This is a genomic window from Burkholderia sp. LFS061 (assembly GCF_047978125.1).
In the GTDB taxonomy this organism is placed as follows: Bacteria; Pseudomonadota; Gammaproteobacteria; order Burkholderiales; family Burkholderiaceae; genus Burkholderia; species Burkholderia pyrrocinia_C.
On the sequence record NZ_JBFPFS010000010.1, the window covers coordinates 64,657 to 89,795 of the forward strand.

At 59.7% G+C, this 25,139-nt stretch carries 17 protein-coding genes; 8 read left to right on the forward strand and 9 right to left on the reverse strand.

What is annotated here, in order from left to right:
- Nucleotides 1-66 precede the first annotated feature (66 nt).
- Both tssK and icmH read left to right on the forward strand, forming a co-directional pair.
- Nucleotides 67-1,413 carry a type VI secretion system baseplate subunit TssK gene (gene tssK / locus ACNQQL_RS11990; protein WP_034183674.1) on the forward strand — a complete coding sequence of 449 codons (1,347 nt, stop codon included), beginning with the start codon at nt 67-69 and terminating at the stop codon, nt 1,411-1,413.
- Nucleotides 1,410-2,192 (forward strand): type IVB secretion system protein IcmH/DotU, encoded by a 783-nt coding sequence (gene icmH, locus ACNQQL_RS11995; protein WP_347064251.1) that lies wholly within the window; start codon nt 1,410-1,412, stop codon nt 2,190-2,192. Before tssK ends, icmH begins: the two co-directional genes overlap by 4 nt.
- 84 nt (nt 2,193-2,276) lie before the next feature.
- Here icmH and ACNQQL_RS12000 read toward each other — a convergent pair whose 3' ends face one another.
- The 4 genes from ACNQQL_RS12000 to tssI all read right to left on the reverse strand — a co-directional run bounded on the left by ACNQQL_RS12000 (nt 2,277) and on the right by tssI (nt 11,351).
- Nucleotides 2,277-2,600 carry a DUF7716 domain-containing protein gene (locus tag ACNQQL_RS12000; RefSeq protein WP_347064252.1) on the reverse strand — a complete coding sequence of 108 codons (324 nt, stop codon included), beginning with the start codon at nt 2,598-2,600 and terminating at the stop codon, nt 2,277-2,279.
- Between the two features lie 448 nt (nt 2,601-3,048).
- Nucleotides 3,049-3,483 carry an SMI1/KNR4 family protein gene (locus tag ACNQQL_RS12005; protein WP_143155772.1) on the reverse strand — a complete coding sequence of 145 codons (435 nt, stop codon included), beginning with the start codon at nt 3,481-3,483 and terminating at the stop codon, nt 3,049-3,051.
- The gene (locus tag ACNQQL_RS12010) at nt 3,480-8,126 is read right to left on the reverse strand and encodes an RHS repeat-associated core domain-containing protein (RefSeq protein ID WP_347064253.1); all 4,647 of its coding nucleotides are present in this window, start codon (nt 8,124-8,126) and stop codon (nt 3,480-3,482) included. Before ACNQQL_RS12010 ends, ACNQQL_RS12005 begins: the two co-directional genes overlap by 4 nt.
- Nucleotides 8,127-8,177: 51 nt before the next feature.
- Nucleotides 8,178-11,351, reverse strand: a complete 3,174-nt coding sequence (gene tssI / locus ACNQQL_RS12015; RefSeq protein WP_347064254.1) for a type VI secretion system Vgr family protein — start codon at nt 11,349-11,351, stop codon at nt 8,178-8,180.
- 368 nt (nt 11,352-11,719) lie between these two features.
- On the opposite strand from tssI, the gene ACNQQL_RS12020 reads away from it, so the two are divergent.
- Nucleotides 11,720-12,520, forward strand: coding sequence for a cystine ABC transporter substrate-binding protein (locus ACNQQL_RS12020; RefSeq protein WP_175963203.1), 801 nt, complete (start codon nt 11,720-11,722; stop codon nt 12,518-12,520).
- 61 nt (nt 12,521-12,581) lie between these two features.
- Here the strand turns inward: ACNQQL_RS12020 and ACNQQL_RS12025 are convergent, their stop codons facing one another.
- On the reverse strand, nt 12,582-12,785 hold the full coding sequence (locus ACNQQL_RS12025; protein WP_347064255.1) for a hypothetical protein: 204 nt from the start codon (nt 12,783-12,785) through the stop codon (nt 12,582-12,584).
- A gap of 361 nt (nt 12,786-13,146) precedes the next feature.
- Nucleotides 13,147-13,689 (reverse strand): hypothetical protein, encoded by a 543-nt coding sequence (locus tag ACNQQL_RS12030; RefSeq protein WP_347064256.1) that lies wholly within the window; start codon nt 13,687-13,689, stop codon nt 13,147-13,149.
- Between the two features lie 959 nt (nt 13,690-14,648).
- Here ACNQQL_RS12030 and ACNQQL_RS12035 point away from each other — a divergent pair.
- The 5 genes from ACNQQL_RS12035 to ACNQQL_RS12055 all read left to right on the forward strand — a co-directional run bounded on the left by ACNQQL_RS12035 (nt 14,649) and on the right by ACNQQL_RS12055 (nt 21,572).
- Nucleotides 14,649-15,176, forward strand: coding sequence for a PAAR domain-containing protein (locus tag ACNQQL_RS12035; RefSeq protein ID WP_347064257.1), 528 nt, complete (start codon nt 14,649-14,651; stop codon nt 15,174-15,176).
- Nucleotides 15,173-15,913: a VRR-NUC domain-containing protein gene (locus ACNQQL_RS12040; protein ID WP_347064258.1), complete on the forward strand. Its 741-nt coding sequence runs from the start codon at nt 15,173-15,175 to the stop codon at nt 15,911-15,913. Before ACNQQL_RS12035 ends, ACNQQL_RS12040 begins: the two co-directional genes overlap by 4 nt.
- A gap of 4 nt (nt 15,914-15,917) precedes the next feature.
- A complete protein-coding gene (locus ACNQQL_RS12045) occupies nt 15,918-17,036 on the forward strand; it encodes a DUF3396 domain-containing protein (RefSeq protein WP_347064259.1) in 1,119 nt (372 codons plus the stop codon).
- A gap of 252 nt (nt 17,037-17,288) precedes the next feature.
- Complete coding sequence (locus ACNQQL_RS12050) at nt 17,289-18,773, forward strand: hypothetical protein (protein WP_347064260.1); 1,485 nt, start codon at nt 17,289-17,291, stop codon at nt 18,771-18,773.
- 144 nt (nt 18,774-18,917) lie between these two features.
- Nucleotides 18,918-21,572 carry a TrlF family AAA-like ATPase gene (locus ACNQQL_RS12055; protein WP_347064261.1) on the forward strand — a complete coding sequence of 885 codons (2,655 nt, stop codon included), beginning with the start codon at nt 18,918-18,920 and terminating at the stop codon, nt 21,570-21,572.
- Nucleotides 21,573-21,654: 82 nt separating this feature from the next.
- Here the strand turns inward: ACNQQL_RS12055 and ACNQQL_RS12060 are convergent, their stop codons facing one another.
- The 3 genes from ACNQQL_RS12060 to ACNQQL_RS12070 all read right to left on the reverse strand — a co-directional run bounded on the left by ACNQQL_RS12060 (nt 21,655) and on the right by ACNQQL_RS12070 (nt 24,916).
- Nucleotides 21,655-22,230: a recombinase family protein gene (locus tag ACNQQL_RS12060; protein WP_347064262.1), complete on the reverse strand. Its 576-nt coding sequence runs from the start codon at nt 22,228-22,230 to the stop codon at nt 21,655-21,657.
- A gap of 244 nt (nt 22,231-22,474) precedes the next feature.
- Nucleotides 22,475-22,957 carry a hypothetical protein gene (locus ACNQQL_RS12065; protein WP_347064263.1) on the reverse strand — a complete coding sequence of 161 codons (483 nt, stop codon included), beginning with the start codon at nt 22,955-22,957 and terminating at the stop codon, nt 22,475-22,477.
- On the reverse strand, nt 22,958-24,916 hold the full coding sequence (locus tag ACNQQL_RS12070; protein WP_347064264.1) for an N-6 DNA methylase: 1,959 nt from the start codon (nt 24,914-24,916) through the stop codon (nt 22,958-22,960). It lies immediately after the preceding gene.
- Nucleotides 24,917-25,139: the final 223 nt, after the last annotated feature.

A 25,139-nucleotide genomic window follows, 5' to 3' on the forward strand; every position in this document is an offset into this window, starting at 1 on the left:
ATTGGCGATTTAATTCGGGCACGAACAAATCGATTACATCGCAACGCCACATTAACCGGATTTGACATGAGTTATTCGGCCAAGGTGCTGTGGGGGGAAGGGCTGTTCCTCCGGCCTCAACACTTTCAGCGACAGGACGCGTACCACGAGGCGCGCCTGTTCGAGTCCATCCAGGCGATCCAGCCGTACAACTGGGGCGTGCGCTCCGTGCGCATCGACCGCGACGCACTCGGCAGCAACGTGCTGCGGGTTGCCGATCTCGCGCTCGTGTTCCCGGACGGCGCGCTGTATGCCGCGCCGCAGGCCGACGACCTGCCGCCGCCGATCGCGCTGGACACGCTGCCCGACGGCATCAACGAATTCGTGTTCTATCTCGCGCTGCACCCGCTGCGCGAGAACGGCACCAACTACAGCGACGATCCGGCCGCCGGCTTCATGACGCGCTTCGTCAGCGAGCAGACGAGCGTCGCCGACAACTTCACCGACGCGGCCGAAGCCGACATCACGTTCCTGAAGACGCAGGTCAAACTGATCGCGCACAGCGAACCGCGCGATCAGTTGCTGTCCGTGCCGCTCGTGCGCGTGCGCCGCACCGCGACGTCCGGTTTCGAGATCGACGACAGCTTCGTGCCGCCGTGCCTCGCGATCGACGCGTCGCCGATCCTGCACCAGCGGCTGCGCCAGCTGGTCGACGCGCTGCAGGCGAAGGTGAACGCGTTGTACGGCTTCCACCGCGAGCCGTCGAAGAACATCATCGAATTCCGCTCGGGCGACATCGCGTCGTTCTGGCTGCTGCATACCGCGAACGCCGCGTTCGCGACGCTTGCGCACCTGCACCAGCACGCGGCACTGCATCCGGAGCGGCTGTTCCAGGAACTGCTGCGCCTCGCGGGCCAGCTGATGACGTTCTCGAAGGGCTATACGCTCGCCGATCTGCCCGTGTACCGCCACGACGATCCGGGGCCGAGTTTTGCGCGTCTGGACCTGATGCTGCGCGAGCTGCTCGACACCGTGATCTCGACGCGCTACTTCGCGATCACGCTCGACGAGGTGCGTCCGTCGTTCCACCTCGGCCGCCTCGATTCGGGCAAGATCGACGACAAGACCGAGTTCTACCTGGCGGTGTCCGCGGACATGCCGAGCGTCGAGCTCGTCGATGCCGTGCCGGCCCGCTTCAAGGTCGGCGCACCCGACGACGTCGACAAGCTCGTGCTGTCGGCGATGCCCGGCGTGCGGCTGTCGTACACGCCGCAGGTGCCGCCCGCGATTCCGGTGCGGCCAGGCGCGTGCTACTTCTCGCTCGATTCGCGCGGCGCGCTGTACGAGCGCATGCTGCAGGCCCAGTCCGCGATGATCTACGCGCCGACTGGCATCAATGACCTGAAGTTCGAACTGATCGCGGTCACATCATGAGCTACGCGCCTTCCCTGTTCGGCGACAATGCGCCGGCACCCATGCATACCCCGGCGTCGACGGACTCCGCGTTCCAGGCCCGTTCGCTGCTCGACCTGCTGTACGACGGCTTCTTCATGCTGTTCCTGCTCAAGAACGGCCGCGAGCCGGACAGCGCGAGCGAGTTCAGCACGCGGATCCAGGAATTCCTGTCGGATTTCGAGCGCGGCGCGAAGAAGCTGAATATCGCCGCCGAGGATGTGTACGCCGCGAAGTTCGCGTTCTGCGCGGCCATCGACGAGATGGTGCTGTCGTCGCAGTACAAGATCCGCACGGACTGGGAGCGGCGGCCGCTGCAGCTCGTGCTGTTCGGCGAGCAGTTGGCGGGCGAGAAGTTCTTTCAGTATCTCGAGGAATGTCGTGCGCAGGGCGCGGCGCGGCTGCAGTCGCTCGAGGTGTTTCATATGTGCCTGCTGCTCGGATTCCAGGGGAAGTATCTGCTCGAGGGGCCGGAGAAGCTCGCTTATCTGACGGCGCGGCTGGGGGACGAGATCGCGCATATGAAGGGCAAGCGGGCGCCGTTCGCGCCGCATTGGCCGTTGCCGGATCAGATCGCGCACCGGTTGAAGCGCGAGGTGCCGGTTTGGGCGATCGGGGCGGTGTTTGCGCTGGTGGCGTTGCTGGGGTTCCTTGGGCTCAATACGTATCTGAAGGACAAGACGCTGCAGGCGCTGGCGCCTTATTCGCAGGTGATCAAGGTAGGCCCGGAGTCGGCTAATTTGACGATTTCGTTGCCTTGAGGGGTGCTTCGCGAGAGCGTCGCCTCATGAGGAAAAGGACCGCCGAGCGGTCCTTTTTTGTTTCGGCGCGCTCGTTGCGTGTCGTCAGAAAAGAATGAATGCGTCGTTTTCGACATAGAACACGAACGCATCGAACAACTGCGCAAGCGTAGGTTCGTCGATCTGGTCATGCGCGTTGATCACGATGTCCTCGATCGTTGAGCTGCCCAATGTGATCTGCCAGCCGGGTTGGGTTGCGATGATGGGGAGCGCGCCCTCGTCGGTATCGTTCGTGTCTTCGGAGAAGGCGCCCTCGGTGTCGGGCGTCCACGGCATCGGCGGCAGGTAGAGCCATCCGGAGAAATCGCCGGGGGTTTCGAGGACTTGTTTCAGGCTGACTGCAGTCGCCGTATCGGTCGAGGTAGGCATTACGTTCGTGGCATCGGATAAAAGCGGCTGCCGATTCGAATCACGCTGCACGGGAACGCTTCACCCAGGTGCCGTCAACGAATCCCTGCGGGTTCGTCGGATGTGTCCTATCGCCCTGCAGCACCTGGAACGCGAAACCGTGGCATCCAGCGGATGCCGTATCGTCAAAGGCCGTGATTATGCCAATGAACCGCGAAATTCGACACTCGACGTTCCGAACGTTGACAGCAAACCGGAGCAAGCCTATCCGGCGGTAGAGAAATTTCTGCGTTAACGCAAACTCCAGTCTACTGCCGGATAGGCTACCACCGGGTTTTATCCGGCCAACCTGGATGACCGGACATACCGGATTCCTGTTCGGGTAGCGCGATTGCATCACGGTCGAACACGGCGCACTCATCATCACCGCCGCTTAAACAACGAATGGCCGCAAATGCGGCCATTCGTCTTAAGGTGTTGCCTCGAAATACCAAATTAAAAAATCATTAAAGGTCGCCCAGCGAGCCGGCACTTTTCCTTGCAGGAAATCATCCAGCACTGCAATGTCGAGGTCATAAACTGCTTGGTCAGTCTTGTTATACAGGTACATACCCTCGCTCTCATCCGACGTCAGCGCAAGATATTGCTCAGGGACATGATAGCGATCACGGACATACTCCGTTTGATCTGGTATCGCAGGAATCGCGGGCCCCTCTATATCCAGAAGCTCAGCGACGGACCGACGGCTTATAAAGCTCCCCTGATACCGTAGATAAAACTCACCAAACTCCGAAGTCGGAGAAACCCCAAAGTTAAGGAGTACTTTCTCTGCCGACTTCGAATCGGTGCGAGCCACATCACCGCTAGCCGTGGCTAGGTAATGCTCTACTGTCGATGGAATCATAAACTACATCCTCCGTTTTTAGCTGCACTGGCAGCAGCCCCACGATCTTTCCAATATTGGCTTCGATCAACATCAAACGCACCGCGATCAACGGGGAAGTCAGGATTCTTTTGGTTCCCGAACGGATGCAACGCCTCTCGACCTGCGCCACTCGCCGCTCTATGAGTGCTAGTGGTCACCTCGAATAGAGGACCAACGGATTGCTGCCGCGAATGGTGCAATTGAATCTGTTGCGGCACGCCATCCTTCATCATGAATGGCGCACCACCCTCCATCGCGCGTTGCAAATTCGTTTTCCCGCGATGCTCCATATCCCAATCAATGTCCTGCTGGAATACGGTATAGGAAAGATCCGTTCCCTTTTTACACGGCCCCCAAGTCGTCTTTTTGAATCGACTCAGGCCCAGCGGATCAACCCATTCGGTCGGATTCGGCGCGTACTGATAGACGTTGATCCCGCCGTGTAGCCCGATCGGGTCCCTGCTGATGAAGCGCCCGGTGCCCGGATCATAGTACCGATGCCTGTTATAGTGCAGCCCCGTCTCATCATCAACCCGCTGTCCCTGAAACCGCAACGAATTCTTCGCTACGATCCCCGCCGCCTTCGACGCCCGAGCGATCACCTCCCGCGCTTCACCCCACGCCTTGTACGACGCTTCCCACACCACATCACCGTCGTCATCAGTCAGCAGTTGAGGCGTGCCGATCTGGTCACAGTGGTAGTAGAAGAGCGCAGCGCCACCCCGCCGCTCCGGCATCTTCTGCAGCGGATCTTCCTCCGGCACATAGCGATCGGTACTCTTCCACTCCGGCGTCTCGATCCCCTCTACCGGTTCCGCCACATACTGCGCCAGCGGCACGAACTTCCCCGGCTCGTAGAGATAGTGCGTACCACGCTCGCTATCGCTCTCATACGCCAGCGTATCGCCATCCCACCCGAACACCGTCCGCTCGCCGTTCACCTCCTTCGCAATCCGGCGACCGAACGCGTCATAGAAATACCGCGCCTGGCTCTGCCGCGACGTCTCCGCAACCCGTGCCGACAGCAACCGATTGAACGCGTCCCACTCGTATTCCTGCTCTCCCGCCGGCGTACGCTTGCGCACCAGATTCCCGCGTGCGTCGTACTCGAAGTGCATCCCCGCATACGCCTTCAGCAGGTTGCCCAGCACCTTCGGCACCTCAACCGGCAACGTGCTTTCCGGCCGCACCGGGCTCGGACGAGATGCCGGCGTCTCCGAAGTCCGCACCGGATCGATGATGTTGCTCGCCGGATCGAACGCGAACCGCTCCTTCGCGATGGGACTGATCGCCTCGATCAACCGCCCGACCGGGTCGTACCGATAGTCAGTCCCACCCTTGCGGCTATCCTCGATTCGCGACAACTGCCCCGCCGCGTCATAGCGATACCGCCGCTCGGCAAGCGGCGCCGGAGACGTCGATCGCTGGATCGTCTGCTGCAGCACGCGTCCGGCCGGATCGTAGCGCGTGCGCTGCCCGAGCTTGCTCGACAGCACGCGTACCGTCTCGCGATGAAGATCGTCTCGCTCGAACTGCACACGCTCCTCGCCATCAAGCAGCATCCCGTGCACATGCCCTGAGCCATACATCAACCAGTCGACCGCATGCCCGTCCGGCCGCACCGTCCGTCGCCGATTACGGAGTTCGTCGTATTCGTGATGCCACACATAGCTGCGTCGCTCGCCGAACAGATCGTATGCGTGATGTTCTCGCACGAGATTGCCGACCGGATCGAAGAAGAACTGCACGCGGCTGTACCGATTCACCGCGTCAATCAACCGGCCGCTCGGGTCGTACGCAAATCGCTCCTCGCTCTCCCCCGCGACGCGCTTCAGCAGCCGGCCGTTCGCATCGACGTCGATCGACGTCACGCAACCGGCCTCATCGACAGAAACAAGGCTGCCGCTGTCCGGATCGTATTGATAGCGCGTCGACTTGCCGTCGAAGCCGACTTCCTCGATCAGCCGCCCGGCCGGATCGTAGTGGAACTGGTACATCGCAAAGTTGGCATCGGTCAGCGCAGTCAGCCTGCCGAGGCGATCGTAGCGATACGCGATCGTCTGGCCCAGCGCGTCCGCGCGGCTCGCGATGCGACCCGCCACGTCGTAGCCGTATCGCGTCGAGCGATCGAGTTGATCGGTATGCCGCAACAAGCGGCCTTCGGCATCGTATTGCACCTGCTCGACACCCGCAGGCGAGCGAACTTCGGTCAGCTGCCCGTTCGGGCCGTACCGATACGCAACCACGCCGCCCGCCGCATCTTTTGTCTCGATCACGCGGCCCGTATCGTCGTAGCGCCACTCCGTCTTTTTCCCGGAGCAGTCCGTGTAGCTTGCGATCTGCCCGGCGTCGTTGTATTCGAGCGTCTTCGAGCCGTCCTTCGCATCGGTAATCTGCGTCGGCAACCCGTTGTCGTTGTATTCGTACTTCGTCGAATGCTCGAGCGGATCGATTTCCTCGACGAGGTTGCCCGCGTCGTCGTATTTGCGCTGCCACACATGCCCGTTCGGATCGACGAGCCGCACCATCTGATCCTTGTCGTCGTACGCCATCTCGACAATGCTGCCGTCCGCTCGCTCATGCCGAACGAGGTTACCGCGCGCATCGTATTCCCGGCGTTCGATGCTGCCGTCCTGACGGATATGCAGCACCAGATTGTGATGCGCATCGCGCCGGAACCACTCCTGATTGCCGTCCGGATACACGATCCGGTACACATAGCCGTGAATGTTGAAGTAGTACCGCGTCATCTGACCCAGCGCGTCGGTCACGTAAGTCAGGCGGATGTTGGGATTCCATGCGAGCCGGATGTCGAGGCTGCCGTCATCCGCATATTCGCGGACGCACTTCGCGTCCGCATTGTCGTCGGCGTCCGCACCTTCCCATTCGAGCGTCATTCCGCGGCCGGTGCGATCGGTATAGCGCGTCACAAGGTGACGGTGATACCGATAGGTCCGCGCGTTGCCGTGACGATCGACCGCGCGCACGAGATCGCCGTTCGCATCGTATTCGTAGCTCGCCAGCAGGCGGCGCTCGCCGCCCTTCAACACGTGCTCGATCTGCACGATCCGCCCATGCCGGTCGTGCTCGAACGCAAGCACATTGCCGCTCGCGTCGATCAGGCGCGCAAGGCGATCAAGTGCATCGTAGTCCAGCGTGATCGTGTTTCCGGCCCGATCTTTCTGCATCGCGAGTCGGAATGCGTCGCCGCGACGCTCGTACACATGCAGCACGGCATGGCCGTATGCGATCGTCACCCACGTATCGTCGAGTCGCGACAGCGTCAGGTTCTCCGACAGATCGTCGTGCACAGCCCCCGCCGAGAGCGCGGGATAGTCGATGCTGCGCCCCTCCGCATCGCGATAGATCCACTGACCATTCCTGATGTCGATACGCGTCGTATAGGGCGTGATCCATCGCGCACCGAGTTCGCCGTCGTCATACGCAGACAGTCGGGAACGATAGGTACGCTCCCAAACGAGCGGCAGCGCCCCCGGCAGGTCGAAATCCACATGCGAGAACGTCTCGTCACCGAACGCGAAATCGATCGATGCCGGCGACGACCCGAGTCCGCATGCCTTGCACGCGCTCTTCCCCGGCCCTTCGGCCGGCGCCTGCCCGTTGGTTTTCTCCAGCCCTTCCTGCTCGCGCGTCTTCTTCGCCTGACTCTTTCCGCTGGCCTTCACATCGGCGCTCTGCTCATGAAGCTTCGCGCGTGCCTTGACGCGCCCGACCGCCTCGATAAGCTGCAACACCAGCCACATCATCTTGCCTTCTTCGCTGCCGGCGAGCGAACGGATCGATGTCGCGATCTTCGGTGCCTCGGTCCGAAGGAATGTCACCGTGCCGCGAAACGGCTCGAGCCAGGCATCGGGCGTCAACGACGCGACGGTGCCCGCGGTTTTGTTGACGGCCTTCTTGCCGAGCGCCTTGGTGCCCTCGTACGCGAACTGGATGCCGTCACCGACCCGACTCGGGCTGTACCACGGCCGGTTGTCCGCCATCTTGTCCGCGAGCGCTTGCTGGCGTTTCAGGTTGGCGCTGGCATCGAACAGCTGGCCGTGCAGCGCCTTGTCCATGCCGGTCGCCAGCGCGAGCATGATCTCCTCGGCTTTCGACGCGCATCCGTCGAGCAGGTCGACGAGGCCAGCTTTCAGCTTGTTGAGAAAATCCTCGATCTCGGTCGCGCAGGTCGCGTTGATGTGCGTAACCAGCACGGAGATGATCGCCGCGCCGAGATTGTTGCGCGTCGCCATCAGTTCATGGCGAACGAGCGCAAGCAGCGGGCGCGCCGACATCCGGAACGGCGCGAGCGTCGGCGGAATCGGAATGATGCCGAGCAGGTTGATCGCGAGGCTCATGTAGTCGAGCACCTGACCGCCGCGCTTCTCGATGATTTCGGCGATATCGCCGAGCGCATCGACCATCGCCATGATGTTGCCGACGATCGGCACCGCGCCGGCAAACGTCTTCACATCCTCGAACGTGATGTGGTCGCCGCTGATCCGCCGCAACCACGCATCGAAGCGGTTGCCGACCGCGGCGACGTCCTTCTCGGAAACATCGCTGAGCCAGGTAACGGCCTGTTCCTGCTCTGCGCCCGGTGGAAGTTGTTGTGCCATGTCGTTGTTCGTTCAGTTCGTTTTTTTCAAGACAGCTGACAAGCCGCCCTCTCAGGATTTCAGTGGGCCGCCGAACCCGCTCGTCGGCAGCTTCATGCCGCCCGCGGCCGACGCCATCGTCGTCGTGCCCTTGCCGGCAATTCCGGCGACGCCCGGCAGCGCACCCTGCACCGCGCCGGACGCCATGTTCGCCGCCGGCGTCGCCAGCGCCGCGAGTCCGCCTTGCCGTGCAGCCTGCACCATCCCGGCCACCTGCTTCGCGGCACCGCTCAGGCTCGAAGCCGTCTGCAACGCAGACGCCACGCCCGCGCCGCCGAGCGCAGTCGCCGCAGCCGGCATCGCGGAACTCGCCAGCCCGCCCAGCGCAGCGCCTGCGCCACCGCCGCTCACGAACCCCATGGCAGCCGTCGCCGCCGCAGGCGTCATCCCCTGCAACTGGCTGGCAAGCTGCCCTGTCGCCGCTGCCTGCGCGGCTTCCGGCGATGGCTCGACGGGCTCCGCCGGCCACTTCGCCTGCTTGAAGTAGTTCGCCGGCTGATCCGACTCGCGTGGGTCCTTGCCGAACTCGACACGCACCGCACCGGGCGGCAGCCCGCTCACGACCGTGTAGCCGCTGTTGTCGAGCGCGCCCTTCTTCAGCACGGCGCCGTTCACGTCCTTCACCGTGAACAACCCGCCCTTCACCGCCTCGCCGTTCACGTACTTGTGAAACAGCTCGAGCTGCCCCGGCTGATCCGGCCGCGGACTCGGCAACGGATACCCCATGCTCGCCGGCCCCGCAAACGTATGCGACGCGCCCTTCACGTCCACCGCACCCGGCGTGTGAATCTCGATGTTCCCGCCTTGAATGCGGATATACCCGCCGCCGCTCGTCAGCAGAATCCCCTGATCGGCCGCGATCTCGATCCGGTCGGTCGCCGACACGATCTTCACCGCCTTCTGCGCGGTCACCTCGACGTTGTCCGACTGCGCCTGGATCTCGACCTTGCCCTTGCCCGCGAACAGCTTCATCCCCGCGTTCTGCACGAACAGGCTCAGCTTCTGCCCGATGCTGCCGATCAGCGACTTGCCCGCCGCGACGTGTACGCTCTGTCCACTCGCGACGTTCACGTGATCGTTCGCGACCATGTGCACCGACTGCTGCGTCGACATCCCGATCCCTGAAGGGCTGCCGAACAGCATCACCGGTTCCTTGAACGCGTTCGCGTTGCCCGTGCCGCCACCTGCCGTGCGCCCGCCGGACGCGCTGCCCGATGCGCTGTCCTGCGTCGCGTCCGTGAACGCGCGCATCGTGTCCTGCGCGTCCTTCAGGCTTTCCGCCTGATGCTGTTCGCTCACGCCCGACATCGCCTCGACCAGGCTCTCGCCCGTCACGAGCTGCTGCTGCGCCTCCTTCACGTCGAGCGGCTGGCTGTTCGCCGCCTTCGGATGCGTCGTCACGTACAGGCCCTGGCTCGCCCGCACCGCACCGTACGCATCCGAGCGCAGGTCGAACCCGCTGCCGAGATACGCGCCGCGCGAATTGCCGCTCTGGTCGATGATGTAACCGAGATGCAGCAGGCTGTTCGCGCTGCTGCTCATCAGCTGCACGCGGTTCTGCCCGGTCGCATCGTCCATCACGAGCTGGTTGTAGCCGCTGCCCGAATACTCTTTCGACCGATATCCGGACAGGATCCCGTCGGTATGCCACTGCGGCTGGTTCGCGCCGTTGTACACGCGCCCGACCGCAAGCGGCCGGTCGCAGTCGCCGCCGACGTAGTCGATCAGCACTTCCTCGCCGATGCGCGGCACGTGCACGCCGCCGTAGCCGCCCCCCGTATCCGACTGCACGACGCGCACCCAGCACGACGCGTTCTCGTTGCCCGGGTTCAGGCGGTCCCAGACGAACTGCACGCGAATCCGATTCAACGCGTCCGTATAGACTTCCTCGCCCTGCGGCCCGACGACGATCGCCGTCTCGAGATGCATCTCCGGCTTGTGATGCTCGAACGGGCTGCGATACGGCACGCTCGCGCGTTGCGCTTCGACTTCGACGAGATAGAAGCCGGTCGAGCCATCATCGTGCGGCACGCGAAATGCGGGATCGGCGCCGTAGCGCTCCTGCGCCTGCGTCAATGCCTCGCGCAGACTGTATGGAAAGTCCGCGCTGTCGCTCGCGACGGGCAGGTTGTTCTCGATCCACCACGCCACCTCGATCGCGGCGAATTCGCGCTGATCGGCGGGATCGCGATCGTGCTCGGGATGATCCGACAGCGTGAAGCGTCTGCCCGCATCGATCGCGCGCACGCCACCCGCGCCATGAAAACGCTTTGCCTGCGACTCCCATTCCTCCATCTTGACCTTTGTCAGATGGTCGCCGCGCGTCTGGTCCAGGTATGTATAAGCGCCCGTGTACTCGTAGACTTCGAGCTGGTCGGGCAACTCGCCCTGGCCGCCCATCGTCGGCAGCGACGTGCCTTTCGGGTTCGACGGCTGCGAAGGATTCTTGTAGTCGAACGTGCGCGTCGTGCGCGTCACGCTCTGCAGCGTACGCGTGCCCGACCATTGCGTGAACGCGTCGGCTTCGCTTGCCGCGCCGCCGTGATAGAAGCGCACGGCCTCCGGCGACAGCGGCGCGAACGCCTGCAGGTTGTCGGTGATAACGAGCGTATGCGATTTGCCGTCGTCAGCCTGCTGCCACGCGCAGTAGAGCCCTTCGTTCTCCATCAGCCGATGCATGAAATGCCAGTCGGTATCGTGCTGGCGCGTGTATGACCGGTTCGGCAGCGGTTTCGACAGCGCAAAGCGGAAATGGCCTTGCGCCTGCGGATGCTTGTTCAGCACGTCGGAAATGATCTGGTCGACGGTCGTGTCGTTCCAGAGCCGCTGATCGCGGCGGAACTTCAGGAAATGGGTGAAATCGGCGAACGCGAGCTGATATGTCGTGAGCCCGCCGTCGGCGCCCAGCCGGCGCGCGGTATGCACGTATCCGTTGATCGGCCGGTAGCTGCGGTCGCCCTGCTGAATCCACAACGTGACGGGCTGCGCGATCAGCTTTTTAAGTTCCAGATCGCTATCGGACGACAGCACGTCGAGCGTGAACTCGTACGCGCGCCCGATGCGCGAGCGGCCGACTGCCCGATGCACGGTCAGGACATTGGCTCCTAACGGCGTATCGAGCTTCAGCAGCCGGTCCTGCTGAAGCAACCCGCCGCGCAATGCGGCAATTGTGTTCTGCATGTTCATGAACGGCCTTTTCTTCTTTTGACGCGCCCTCGGATGGCGCCGGCATTTGATTCCGCTCGCGCGATTTTACAGATAAATTACGGCACGAACCCGAGATATGACCTGATTTAAAAGAACATTTCGAGTGCAATCGGAAAATATCCGGGCGGGACTGCTCACCGAATTGCTCGCCCCCAGCCGAACCGATTCCTGTCCATGCCACAGGAAGTCAGTCGCCTCTCCCCATGAAATCGATTGCAATCAGGGCCAATTCGACTTTCGGTGCGGCGCGGTTGCGAGTAGTGTCTACGTGCCCGTATTGCGGCCCACCGGGCGCGGCCAGCGCCCGGCGCTCACCACAACACCGTACTGAACACTGGAGATCTGCGATGAAACGTTCGAAGTTCCTGCTGTCGGGCCTGCTGCTCGCATCGGCCCTCGGCTTCACGGCCGTCGCCGCGCACGCGGAAGACCTGCTCGATTCGGTGAAGAAAGCCGGCGTGCTGCGCGTCGGCCTCGAAGGCACGTATCCGCCGTTCAATTCGCGCGGTACGTCGGGTCAACTCGAAGGCTTCGACGTCGACGTCGCGAACGCGGTCGCCGGCAAACTAGGCGTGAAGACGCAGTTCATCCCGACCGAATGGAGCGGCATCATCGCGGGCCTGCAGGCCGGCAAGTTCGACGTGATCGTCAACCAAGTCACGATCACGCCGCAGCGCAAGGAAGTGCTCGACTTCAGCCAGCCGTACACGTACTCGGCCGCGCAGCTGATCCAGCGCAAGGACGACACGCGCAACTTCAAGTCGCTCGACGATTTCAAGGGCAAGAAGCTCGGCGTGACGCTCGGCACCAACTACGACCAGATGGCGCGCACAGTGCCGGGCATCGAGGTGCAGACGTATCCGGGCGCGCCGGAGAAGCTGCGCGACCTCGCCGCGGGCCGGATCGAGGCGACGCTCGACGATCGCCTGATGCTGCCGTACATGATCAAGACGTCGAACCTGCCGCTGCGCGCGGGCGCGGTGCTGAACGGCGGCAAGCAGGAAATGGCGATCCCGTTCCGCAAGGGCAACCCGAAGTTCGAGAAGGCGATCAACAACGCGCTGGAGTCGCTGCAAAAGGACGGCACGCTGAAGAAGATCTCGATGCACTGGTTCGGTAGCGACGTGACGGTGCCGGTCGCGCAGTAAGCGGTTTCCGGCGTCTCGGCGCGTCACGCCCTTCGTCTCGATGAAGGCGTGACGCTTCCTCTCAGGCCGCTTCGTCGAAGCGCGCCAGCAGCATCTGGCCGATCGGCGTCAGCGCCGGGCGCGCCGCCACCGTGTTCATGCGCACCTGCGTATCGACGACCAGCCGCTTTTCGACCAGCACGGCGAAGGCCTGATTCGATTGATCGACGCTGTCAGGCGCACGCGCAATGCGCAGCAGCATCGAAAATTCATGCGGACTCAGCATGGTCCCAGTCTCCTGATCGTTCGCGATCCGGGTCGAATCGGCGTCGATCGTGTTTTCGAATGTTCGAATGAAATGGTGGAATGCGTGAACGGTGCGCCGCCGGGAGCGAGATCCCGGTTGCCCGCCTGCGACGCGGGCACGTCGTCGGAAGCTGGTTGCGCACGCCCCGGCCCCGGCGATGTCGCCGCGACGGGAACGTAACCTTATGGGCGCATCGTGACGCGACCGTGACAGTAAAACGGGGAGCAACGGCGCGCGTCGCACGCGCGTTCGGTCCGATACCGATCCGGTTGCCGAAGATGAAGTGCCTCGCGTTCGTGGCCGCCAGCCGCGCGCTTTCCGGCTTTCCTTTTCGCGCCCGTCAGCGCGGATCAACCGAATACGGAATGCCGCTGCGTGCCGATTCGTCAGCATCGCGCATGCAGCGCACGAACACGTTCACCGCACGCCCGAGCGGCATCCCGACGAGCACGCCCCACACCGCGAACGACAGCATCACGAAGCCGCTCGCCGCCGCCCACGGCGCGCGTGCGGCAACCGCGTAATGCATGCAGGTTTCGGCGACGAAAGTCAGCATCAGCGTGACGAGCAGGCTCGCATCGCTAGGCAGGCGCACGCGCAAGCCCGACGGCGTCGCACGGAACGCGAGCCGCCAGCGGCTCGCATGCAGCCAGCCCAGCGCGGCGCCGGCCAGGGTAGCCGCCAGCGCGATCGCATTCGCGTCAATGCCCGCGTGCGGAAAGAGTCCGTTCAGGCTGACGATGCCGAGCATCCCGAACGCGACGGGCGAGATCAGCGGTCGCGCCGCCGGCACCTCGCGCGGGAAACAGCGTTTGATGCCGATGTAGAGCAGCATGCAGAACATCACGTACACGTAAGGCTTCAGGTGAAAGAGCGCGGACATGGTTGGAGTCGCCTGATCGGTATGGTCACGGCTACACCGTACTGCCCGGCCCCTTCGCGCGGCGCGGTTTGCGACGGGAGGCAGGAATTCGCGGACGAATTGCACGTCGTAGCGACGGTCGTTCGGCGAACCGGGAGGATTGACGCGCCATCGAATCCGGCAGTCGACAACATCCGAAAGGCCCCGCTTCGACAACCGATCGGCGTTTCGTGCGCGGCGCGAAACCGGTGTCGTCCGATGCCCTTCTGCAACGCGTTCCACTAAACGTATGCGGGGTTGTTCAGGCAGATGTGAGCGATGTTTGCATGCGGCTCGCGCAGCAGAATGACGGTCCGCCGGAAAAAGCGAACGCTGAAACAACGAAGGGCCAGCAGAAAATCTCCTGGCCCTTCGTTCAATATGGTGCGGCTGCAGGATCAACAATCCTTATCCAATCCATTGATTCAAAACGAAAATGGAATCGACGATTGGAACGTGAACCCCCAAACATACCCCCAATCGGTTGAGCCCATGCGGATGTGGCCATCGAGCGAAAAATTGTGGCGTAAGTCTCCGGTCGTCGGCCGCCCGAACAGAAAACTTCTGGAGATTTGGAGACATATGCTCACTTCACCCCGGAAGCCTTACTGGTCAAGGGTCCGTCTATCTCCAAGTGTATCTCCAAAACACTCATTTACTTGGAGACAAAGTTGGAGATAGCCGGCAAATACGTCGCATGACGCCAGCCGTGTCGAGAAGCACCCTGCGGTCTGGAACGCTGCGCGCAAAGAAACTCCCGTGCCGCAGCCCTCCCCGATGCCACGGCAAAAGCTGGCCTTGTGTTCAATGAAAAGTGACTTTGGACGGTCAAAAATTGCACCGCGCCATTCACCTGCGAAGCCTCCAGGCAACTTTGACAGGGTAGTTACCCTTATTCGGTGCGTGCTACAGTCCTCGCAAAATATCAACAGAGGATTCGCATGAGTTCTGCGTTCATTCGGGAAGGCGATACGACTTCGCACGGTGGCCGGGTGCTCGCCTGCACTTCTACCAATATCGTCTTCGGCAAGCCTCTCGCGCTCGAAGGCGACATGGTGTCGTGTCCCAAGTGCAGCGGCGTCTATCCAATCATCGGCGTCCGAGTTCGCAGCATGACGTTCGGCGGCCGGGCTGTGGCGACCGAAGGCGACAAGACTGCATGCGGTGCGACGCTGATAGCATCGCAAGGCATGGCGACGGTAGAGCCAACCTCCGGCGCAGGCGGCTCGGTTGGCGCAGGCAAAAGCGTAGTCACGCAGACGACCGCGCAAGACGATGGCGCATATCGCGGCCGCTTCCAGCTCGTCGACGACAAGACACGCGCGCCGATCCCGAATCACCCATACACGGTCACGTCGGCGGACGGCCAAACGATCCAAGGCACGACGGACGCGAGCGGCCACACCGATTGGATCAGCAGTCACCAAGCTGCATCGCTGTCCTTCCATCAGCCCGGGAGCGATACATGACCGGCCCCTACTCCCCAGGGTCGTCAACTGGGGGCTCGAGCACCGGTGGCCAGACAACGCAGGTTGGATTAAGCGCCTCCAAACTCTCCCCGAAGGATCGGAAAGTTCTGTGTCACACGTTCTGCGAGTGCCGTCGGATCGGCGTCGCGACGAAAGCCGGAACAATCCAGCGGCAGCGCTGCGTCGAAATGCGCCTCGGGCTGCCGAATGAGGTGTCGAAGATGCAGACTGGCGTTCCAACGGAATACCGGCCGGAACAACCGTACGATATGACGACGAATCCACCCGAGCCGATCATGGACTACGACGATCCGCTGGAGCCCAATTCGGGCATTCGCCAGTGGATCAAGGACGTGTGGCCCAGCAAGGGCAGGAAATACGAGAAAGGCGACGTCCGCCGCCCTGACGTCGTCATCGTGAACAACTCGTCGAAACCTCCGGAGCAATCGAATATCAAGACTGTCGTGGAAATGAAATTCCCCGGCGATCGATACGGCCCTGATCAGGAAGACGACTACATCGAAATCGCGGGCGGCCCGTCGAAGTTTGTCCACCTCGGCGCGGCTGATTGCGGATGCGGCGACGACGACGGCCAGAAGGAAACTTCGCGCTCGAAGCAATCCGCGCGACAATCCGAGCTTGACGACTTGTTCGGCGGCAATAGCAGCGCGCCCGGAGGTCCACCGCTCCCGACCGCGCCCTCATTGCCGCCACCTGCATTCCCGCTCCCGCTTTGACGCCATGACGAACGACGAAATTGAAGCTTGGGCCAAAGATCCGCGCCGTGCGGACACGATGCCTTTCGGGCTTTACGAGCCTGCGCACCAAAAAGGGATCACAGGTGCCGCCCTTGTTGTGCGGGGCGTGCTTTACTTCCGCAACGGTTTCACGTCGGAGGTTCGGCAAGCGCTGGTGCGCTGCTTCAAGCAGTACAGCGCGGCGATCGAGGAGTACCAACACGCGCTCGAAGTGGCGGCCGGCCAGACGCCGTCGAAGTCCGGGCCGCTGCGCTGGTTCTATTCCGAGGGAGAGGAACCGATCCAGTACGACAAGTCTCCGGGATTCGAAAGTCTTGCGACGAGCGTCCCCGCCGACGAGACCCTTGCGGTCGCGATCACCAGCGCCGAGCACAAGCTCGCGACCGGGTTCTATGAATTCACGGTGTTCGCGCTTAGCGAAAAGAAGGCTGCACGGAAACGCGGGCTCGACGGACTGGCCTTCACGGTGCCGCGAGCATTTATCGCACACCGCCCCGGCGTATTCGAAGCGATGTTCCGCGCGTTCGCTGAAGCGCTGCCGACGGTTAGCGGCCATGGCGGGCTAGCCGTGAACGTGCCTCCAATGGGGCGGCGACCAAACGAAGCCAGCGAGTATTTCTACGCGCGCCGTTTCGGGCCGGGAATCGACGTCGGCGATCCAATGCGTTCCACCGTTCGCAAGCTTTACACGAAGATCAAGACCGTTGACTGGCTCAACGCGCTCGATGCGGACTTAGTCGCGGCTGTCGGCGGCGCATCGGCACTCGGACTCCCGCCAGATTGGTTTGCCCGTATTCCGCTGGGGAACGGGGGCTTGATTATTCAGTCCGGCGTCGCGCCGCAGTCCGGCGTATCCAATGGACCAGGCATTCCCGTATCACCACCCGCCGCGTACGTCATTCTGAACCGCGCGCTGCGGCCGATCATCGCGGATGACGTCGATACCCTGCAAGACGGAACACTGGACAGTACTGCGCCTCTGCTAAATACGGCCGTAGCGACCGAGGTTTGGCTGCACCGGTTCAACGTGCCAGATGACCAACTCAACGGTTTCTGGGTTGAGCTGCACAAGACGCCGAAGCTGCCCGGCGGAACTGCGTAAAGCGGCGAGCGCCCCACCGCCTTGCACGCCAGTCTCGCACGCATTTATAGACTCTTGAGGTAATCTCGATAGCAATTCAATATCGCGCCGACTTCTGTCAGCTTGTGGAGCGAGCGATTGCCGACCTAATGTGCAATGCGATCGACCATGGGTAGATCAACGGATCGCCGAAGTTGCGGGTACAGAACAATGCCCCCCAATCCCCGCATGGCGAAATCCACGGGGTGCGATCAACGCTTTCGTCGATAAATAATGTTTAGCCAATTCTCTGCGCTCAAAGCGCTCAAAAACAGCGGACCATGGAAGCGTTGGTCTCATTATCGAACGTTTGTGCGCGAGCAATTTGATTCGAAATTGCACGACCGTGACTCTACGCATAATGACGCCTGCCGACTACCACCGAACGAAAGCGTCCACATGGCGGCAATGTGGGTCGCTGAGTTGTACTCCCCGTCTCAAATTGGGGGGCTGCTAGAAGGATTGTCGCGTCTTGGGTGGGAACGAGGTCGAAGTCGTGATGACAGCATCGTGGCATGGACAAACAACGTCAGGCTGGGGCGGACCGCTGGCTGGATAAGCCTCGGCTTGGTGACCTCCTCGCCGCGCCGAGGAAGTGAGCGTGTTGCAAAACTACCGTCCGGAATCCAGTCTGCCGCTCCAATCCTGATGTCGTTGACACCAAGCATCACGGCGCTCGTGATGACGTTCTATTTAGACGATCGGGCATCGTATGCACTAGATGTGCCTTTACGCGCGTCGTATTCGACGCAAACGGAGGAAGGACGCGGATCAGAGTGGTGGAACGTGGTCGCCCACGTACTATTCAAAAGGAATATTCGACTCAGTCGGACGATCCATGATCCGTATAGTCAGCGACGCAGATCCGTGGCCGCCTGTATCTCCAAGATTGAGGAAAGCTGTACAGATTGGGTTCGCCAAAATCTGCCGGGAGTATTTTCTTCCGGTTTGCACCAAGGGCTCTTCCCGACTGCAACTCTCATGATTACAGAGACAGCAAATCCCGGTGCTGAAAACTTGCAACCAATTCGTGCTTTCGACGGCCTCTCGATTAACCGCGACTTCGATGCATGGGTCTCGGATCAGTGGCCATCTGCACGCCTTGTACTGCCGGGGATCCACGACAACAACGGTTTGCGCCTTACGTTCGCCTGCAGGCGCGGAGATGCATTTCCCGAGGCGCCCGGCTATGTCGAACCGACATCCAATGGAACCATTGCGTATCGCGCCAACGAAATGATTCGCGAGTTGCTTTCTCGCTGGGCCCTCTCCGGTATGTTGGATGGCTACCACGAGCTACTATCAAGACTTCGCGACAGATCGGCAGGAACTCGCTCGTACCGTCCGGTCCAGGACCTAAAAGAACTACGTTCGCTCGTACGCACTCAGCTCTACGATATGGAGCTTTCTGCCCACGAAATTACTCAATTCACAAAGGACCCGTGGTACCGCATCCACATCCCTAGTATGCGTCCGATGGACTCCCGTCATCGTAAAGAAGCGGATCTCATCGAAAGCCTTCGAAACACGCAGCACCAGCGTGCGGAACAAGTTTCTCGCGAAAGCGAGCTGCTTAAGTCCGTTTTATCGTTGAGCAGCGATCTTTCTCAGACGATCACAAATCTACGAATTCAGTGGTTCATCGTTCTCTTGACGCTCATTTCGATTGGCGTCGCAATTGCTGCTCTGTATGTGTCAGAGCTAGCGCTACCGAAGTAGTCGTGAACGCGCTAAGGTACTCATCTTCGGAGGAGCATCTGACGACGGTAACGCTAACCAGCGCCATCGAGCACTTCCAAAAAAAGCATAGAGCCGCTGATCCGTACTACAGTCCTCGCATGGCCAAGCGATTCTGGGGGGAATATGAGCGATCAATACACCTACGCGAGATTTTGGCGCTGCGCACTACAGGTCAATCCTGTCGGCTACAACGGCACTTACAGGGGCGCCGAGCATGGACTGGACGAAGATGGATACAACCAAGCATTGCTCCAAAAGTGCCTTGAGCTGCATATCACGGTTGTGGGTTTGGCCGATCATGGTAGTGTGGCCAGTGTCGATGCCTTGCGTCAGGTGCTACAGCCGCATGGGATTGTGGTGTTCCCCGGCTTCGAGATCGCCTCGAACGACAAGACGCATTACGTCTGCCTGTTTTCCGAGCAAACGACAGGACAACAACTCGAACGATACCTTGGCAGTCTCGACCTTCTTGACCCAAGAGATGGTGTTCGCCCGTCTCGATTAAGTTCCGAGCAATTGATCGAGAAAGTCGATCAACTCGGAGGCTTCATCTATGCTGCGCATTGCACGTCCGACAATGGCCTCCTGAAGAACCGGCTCAACCATGTGTGGAAATTCCCCAAGCTGCGCGCGGCCCAGATTCCGGGACCGATAGATGACTTGGCGACGGTGGAAAGTAACTTCTACCACAAGGTACTGCTGAACAAGGATGGTGCCTACCGGCGCGAGCGGCCAGTAGCTGTCATCAACGCCAAAGATATCGCCAAGCCGGAAGACTTGCAGCAGTCTGGCGCCACTTGTCTCATCAAGATGACGCGGCCCAATTTCGCTGCGTTCAAGGTCGCATTCCTCGATCCGGAATCGCGAGTCCGCCTCAACTCCCAACAGGCCAAAAGTCCGATTGGAAAGGTTATGCGCATGACGGTGGCCGGTGGCTACCTTGATGGCATCCGGGTGGACTTCTCCGATCACCTCAACACGGTCATCGGTGGACGTGGAACGGGGAAATCAACCTTGCTCGAATGCCTGCGCTACGCCTTGGACTTTCCACCCAAAGGCAAGCAGGCCCAAAAAAACCACCAAGAAATCATCAAGGAAAACCTTGGCCAGTCAGCCGGTCGGGTTGAGCTTACGGTGGTGTCCTCTGCACAGAACGGCAAGCAGTACGCTATCTCTCGCCGTTACGGCGAGCCGCCGATGGTACGGGACATTGACGGCACAGTCTCCGCCCTACTACCACGCGATTTGCTGCCGGGTATCGACATCTATGGCCAGAACGAGATTTACGAGTTGGCCCAAGATGAAACAAGCCGGGTGCAATTGCTGGACCGCTTCCTTCCTCAAGATCGGGGCTACGAGGCGAAGAGCGCAGATGTGCATAGGCACTTGAAGGAGAACCAGCAGAAGCTCACAAAATCCTTGACCGATCTCGACGAGCTGACCGCGCAGGTTGAGCGCTTGCCCAAGCTGGAAGAACAGCTACGCGGGTTTGACGAGCTGGGAATCAAAGAGAAGCTCGCCGATACCTCATTGCTTGCTCGTGAGCGTGAGATTGCCAAGACTTCGAGCGAGAGTGTACAGAGCTTTCGCGACGCGATTGCCAACCTTCGTGACAGCTTGCCCGACCTCGCCTTCATCGACGATGAAGCCCTTGATGGGTTGCCAGATGCAACCCAGTTGCTTGCCATGCGCACGACACTGGATGGACTCAAGCAGGGCTTTATCACCCATCTAGCAGCTATGCAGGCCCTGTTGGATGACGGTGCGGAACAGTTCACCACCCAGCAAGAGGCTTGGCAACAGGCCGTTAAGGAGCATGATGCCGAGTTGGAAAGGGTGCTTAGGACGCTGCCTGCAACTGCGGGAAAGAGCGGGCAGGAGGTCGGTGCTGCCTATCAGCGGCTTATGGCCGAGATCGAGCGCATCAAGCCGATGAAATCGCGGGTGGCTACCCACGAGTCCCAGCGCGACACCTTGCGTCAGGAGCGACGCAATCTGTTGGCCGAGTTGTCCGATTTGCGGGAACAACGCATACAGGCCTTACGAAAGGCTGCGAAGAAGCTGAACAAGCGGCTTGAGGGCAAGCTCAAGGTGGAAATCGTGGCGGAGGCTGACCGCACTCCGCTGATGACTTTCCTTCTGGGATGCAAGCTGGACGGTGTCGGTGAAAAACGGCTCGCGTTTATTAACGAAGCGGAAACGATCAGTCCGTTGTCTTTGGCCCAGTCGATTCAAAAAGGGGCGGCCGACGTGCAACTAGATTGGGGGGTCACGCAGATGGTGGCCGACGCTCTCACCAAGCTCCAATCCTCCCAGCTCATGGAGCTGGAGGCGTTGGAGTTGGAGCACCGCGTGGACATATTCTTGAATGTCGCGCATGATCAAGTCGATCCGGTGTTTCGTCCGCTTAACAAACTCTCTACAGGCCAGCAGTGCACAGCAATTCTGCACATGCTGCTGTTGGAGAACGCCGATCCACTTCTCATGGACCAGCCGGAGGACAACCTGGACAACGCATTCATCGCGGATCGAATCGTTAGCGAACTGAGGGAGGTCAAGACCAGTCGGCAGTTCCTGTTCGCGACACACAACGCGAACATCCCCGTGTTTGGAGACGCCGAATGGATCGGAGTGTTTACGACCGCTGAGAACCATGGGCGTCTCGGGCTGGAAGCGCAAGGCTCGATTGACGTGCCAGTGATCCGAGATCAGGTGGCCAGCATTCTGGAAGGCGGGCGCGATGCCTTCATCCAGCGCAAAGAGAAGTATGAGTTCTAGGTAAACAGTAGCATCGATCTGGTGCAAATTACGGGCTCGGATTGTCGCCGCTACCGAAAAGTGACTTTGAGCGATGCGGGACTTACGCCGCGTCACGCACCCGCATGATCGTCTGACGGCTTGTGCTGTAGCGCTTTGCGAGACTCGCCACGCTCGTCCCTTCGCTCAGTTGTTGTCGCACCTCGTTCTGCTGTTGCTTGGTAAGTGCGGATGGGCGGCCCATCGCTTTCCCTTCCGCTCTTGCTCGCGCGATACCAGCCTGCGTCCGCTCGATCAACAAGTCGCGCTCAAACTCGGCAACGGCATTCAAGACCTGCATCGTCATCCGGCCAGCTGGACTGGTCAGGTCCACACCGCCAAGGGCAAGGCAATGAATTCGGATGCCGCGACGGGCCAAAGCTTCGACGGTTGCGCGCACGTCCATCGCGTTCCGACCAAGTCGGTCGAGCTTTGTAACGATCAGCACGTCACCTTCTTCCATTTTGAGAAGCAGTTCCGCAAACCCCGGCCGCTGGTCCGCGCTGACACTACCGGAAATGCTTTCCGTAATAACCCGACGCTTGTCGACGGAGAACCCGGCCGCTTCGATCTCGCGAAGTTGATTAGTTGCCGTCTGGTCGGTCGTGCTGACGCGGGCGTATGCAAAGGTCCGGGACATGCTGCACTCTCAGTGTGTTCGAAAGGGATGTCCGAATCATACCCCATGTCCGCAAAGACGAAAGCCTTATTTTCGGACATCCCTAAGCACCTATGTCCGTAAGGGATCGGTTTCGGACTCCCCCATCTAAACTATCCGCCCCGAGGGATGTTTTCGGCTAGTTATCAAGGCAGGAAACCGATACGCGAACCTCTATTCGCATCGCCACGGCGTCCTGCGCACGGTGGCTCTTGTGATGCCACGGCTACTTGGAACTGTGGGCCATGGCTCCGAGATGTAGCGACCAATCTTTAGCAACGTTTTTGAACACCTCTGTAACCCAGTCGGGAATTTCGTCGACTGCCGGGATCGGAATTTCCCTCAATGTTCGATTCGCCTGACGGCCATAGTTATATCTGTACTTATTCGCCCGGATACACATGCAATAGTAAAGCTTTTGTTCCAGCGTCAACTCCACCAAAGGGCGCAAGAAATAGAGATCTCGTCCAGAATAAAATTTTTCCGTCTGAACAAATGTCTCAAGAACTGAGCCACCACCGGCTACCGTGAGAACTCCAGCCTCGATTGGGGTAATACCTTCTATAATCCGAACCTTTCCCGTTACTCCATTATTCTTTGCCGAACGAGACACGAAATTAATCCCATTCGGATCTCGCTGAAGTCGATTCAATTCGAGATTAACACCATACCTAACATCAAAAATACTAGAGATGGGGACCAATTTCATTCAATCACCTCCTTCGACCCAATCCGCGTCGCCTTCAGCGGCCTCATTGAGCAACTGACTTAGCAGAAACCGCTTTACTGTCAGCTCGTACGCAGATCGCCCCAGATGTGAATAGTCCGTCTCCAAAAACGCTTCCGCACACCACTCATCGTCAGCCGTCACATATCTGGCGACACTTCTTCCCGGATGAGTTTCTTTATTTCGATACATTTCCACCCACGAATCACGAATATCCGGCCAACTGTGCTCGGGGTCAATTCTTCCTCGATGACGAATTACCTCATATCCATCTGACTTCCAAAACCCAAACCATGTTTTAACATTCGCCTCTTCGTGTGGAACGTGAGCACGAAGAACCATTACACACGTGATAGTTCCGACCGGATAGAAGAGCTGATCCGGCATTGACATTACCGCCTCAAGCGTGTGATCCCTAAGGATTTCCGCCTTCAATGGACTGGGGCTGATCGCACACGACATCGGCATAATTGCAATCCCGACGCTGCCAGGCACAAGACAATCAAGCATATGCTTCGTGAATCGAAGTTCGTGCAAGTTAGCGTCGCTTTGCGAGAATGGCGGATTCAACAGACCTACCGTGCACCCATGCGCCTTAATTTCCGCCGTGACTTTAGGATCAAAACAAGAGCCTTGATATAAATTCGCCTTCCCATCACCGCGCAATATCATGTTACTCGCAGCAAGGGCAAACATATTTGGCTGCTGCTCCACACCAACCAAGCCCTTCGACTTTATAGTCTCGCGCTCCTTCGCGGTCTGCGCGTCACGCATCATGCGATGCATCGCCGACACAAGAAAACCACCTGTGCCAGCACATATATCCAATACCTTACTCGTTTTTTTGACATTCGCGAGCAAGGCAAACAGCTCGGTAATATGGCGCGGGGTTAAAACAATCCCGAGACCTTTTTTATCCCCAGCAGTGTATTTGAGAAATTCACCGTAAAATTGCCCAACAACATCAAAGTCATGGTAGACACTAATAAAAGGCCAAACCCTTTTATTCAATTGAGAGACCAACTCAAACAGCACGCCCTTGGGGAACTGACGTGTGGGACGCCCCAACTCCGGATGCACAGCAATACTGGAATATGGCTGTGTCATGGAATCTTTCTTCGCCTTCGGGATGTCTGCCGAATAGATCTCTTCCTTAATCACACGCATCCATTCCTTTTGCAACTTCTCGGGAGGCTGCACACTGTATGACAACGCAAATGGTTTATTTCTAAGTGCTATCAACGTCCCGCTTACAAGAAGCGGCTTCTCACTTTCCGTCAATTTTGCGTGATCCCGCATGAATACATGCAACTCTGCCGCAAATTCCATGAGTTCGTCGAAACGTAGACGCTGAATCTTCGGATCGAACGTAGCATGCTCGACGTAGTCCGACCACGAAAGAATTTTTGATATCTCCTTCCCGGCCTTCGTCTTCAGAATCGCCGGTCGATCTGCTCCTTTCGCATGGAGATAGGTCGATACCTTTAATCCGCTTTTCGTCTCACCGCTCACAGCAACGGCAATGACAATAAACTCCTTTGAAAGACAGCGCGCATAATGCAATACACCATCCGCCGCGAATCTTTGAATTCTTTTTGCTGCTGCCTCAGGAGTTTCCGTTGGCGGATTGCCCGCAAGAAAATCGACGACAATTGGGCTTGCGTGATCCTTGGCGTCAGCCTTGCACTCGATGATCACGAGAATATCGGGGTCATCTGAATTGCTGATAATGAATTCGCACAAACCAGGACCACCTTTTCCCGACTTGCTCGCGCCCTTCAGCAATTTTTTGACGCTATCCAGCTCGCTACGCTGCTCCTCAACGAACGTCAAAAATTCCTCGTTGTAATAGTCAGCTTCTGCGAGCGCGGCACGTACCAGAATCTCTGTTTTGCGCTCGTTCTTGGAGTGGCCAGCACTCTTAGATTGTTGGGTCGCCATTGACACTTGATAGAAAAGAGACCTCGTCCGGACGAGGCGAAAACAATTGGTGGCTGTCCTGCCGCAGGTCCGAAGCGCCTTGCTGGACTATCTGTAGGCCCGGAGGATATACGATTGCGGTCAACTGGGGGGCGCAGATCGTTCGATCCGCACCCGGTCCAGTGCCACAAACGAGCACCTGGCCTTGGTACGTCGTCAGACTAGTAGGCGACCAAATTGCGGT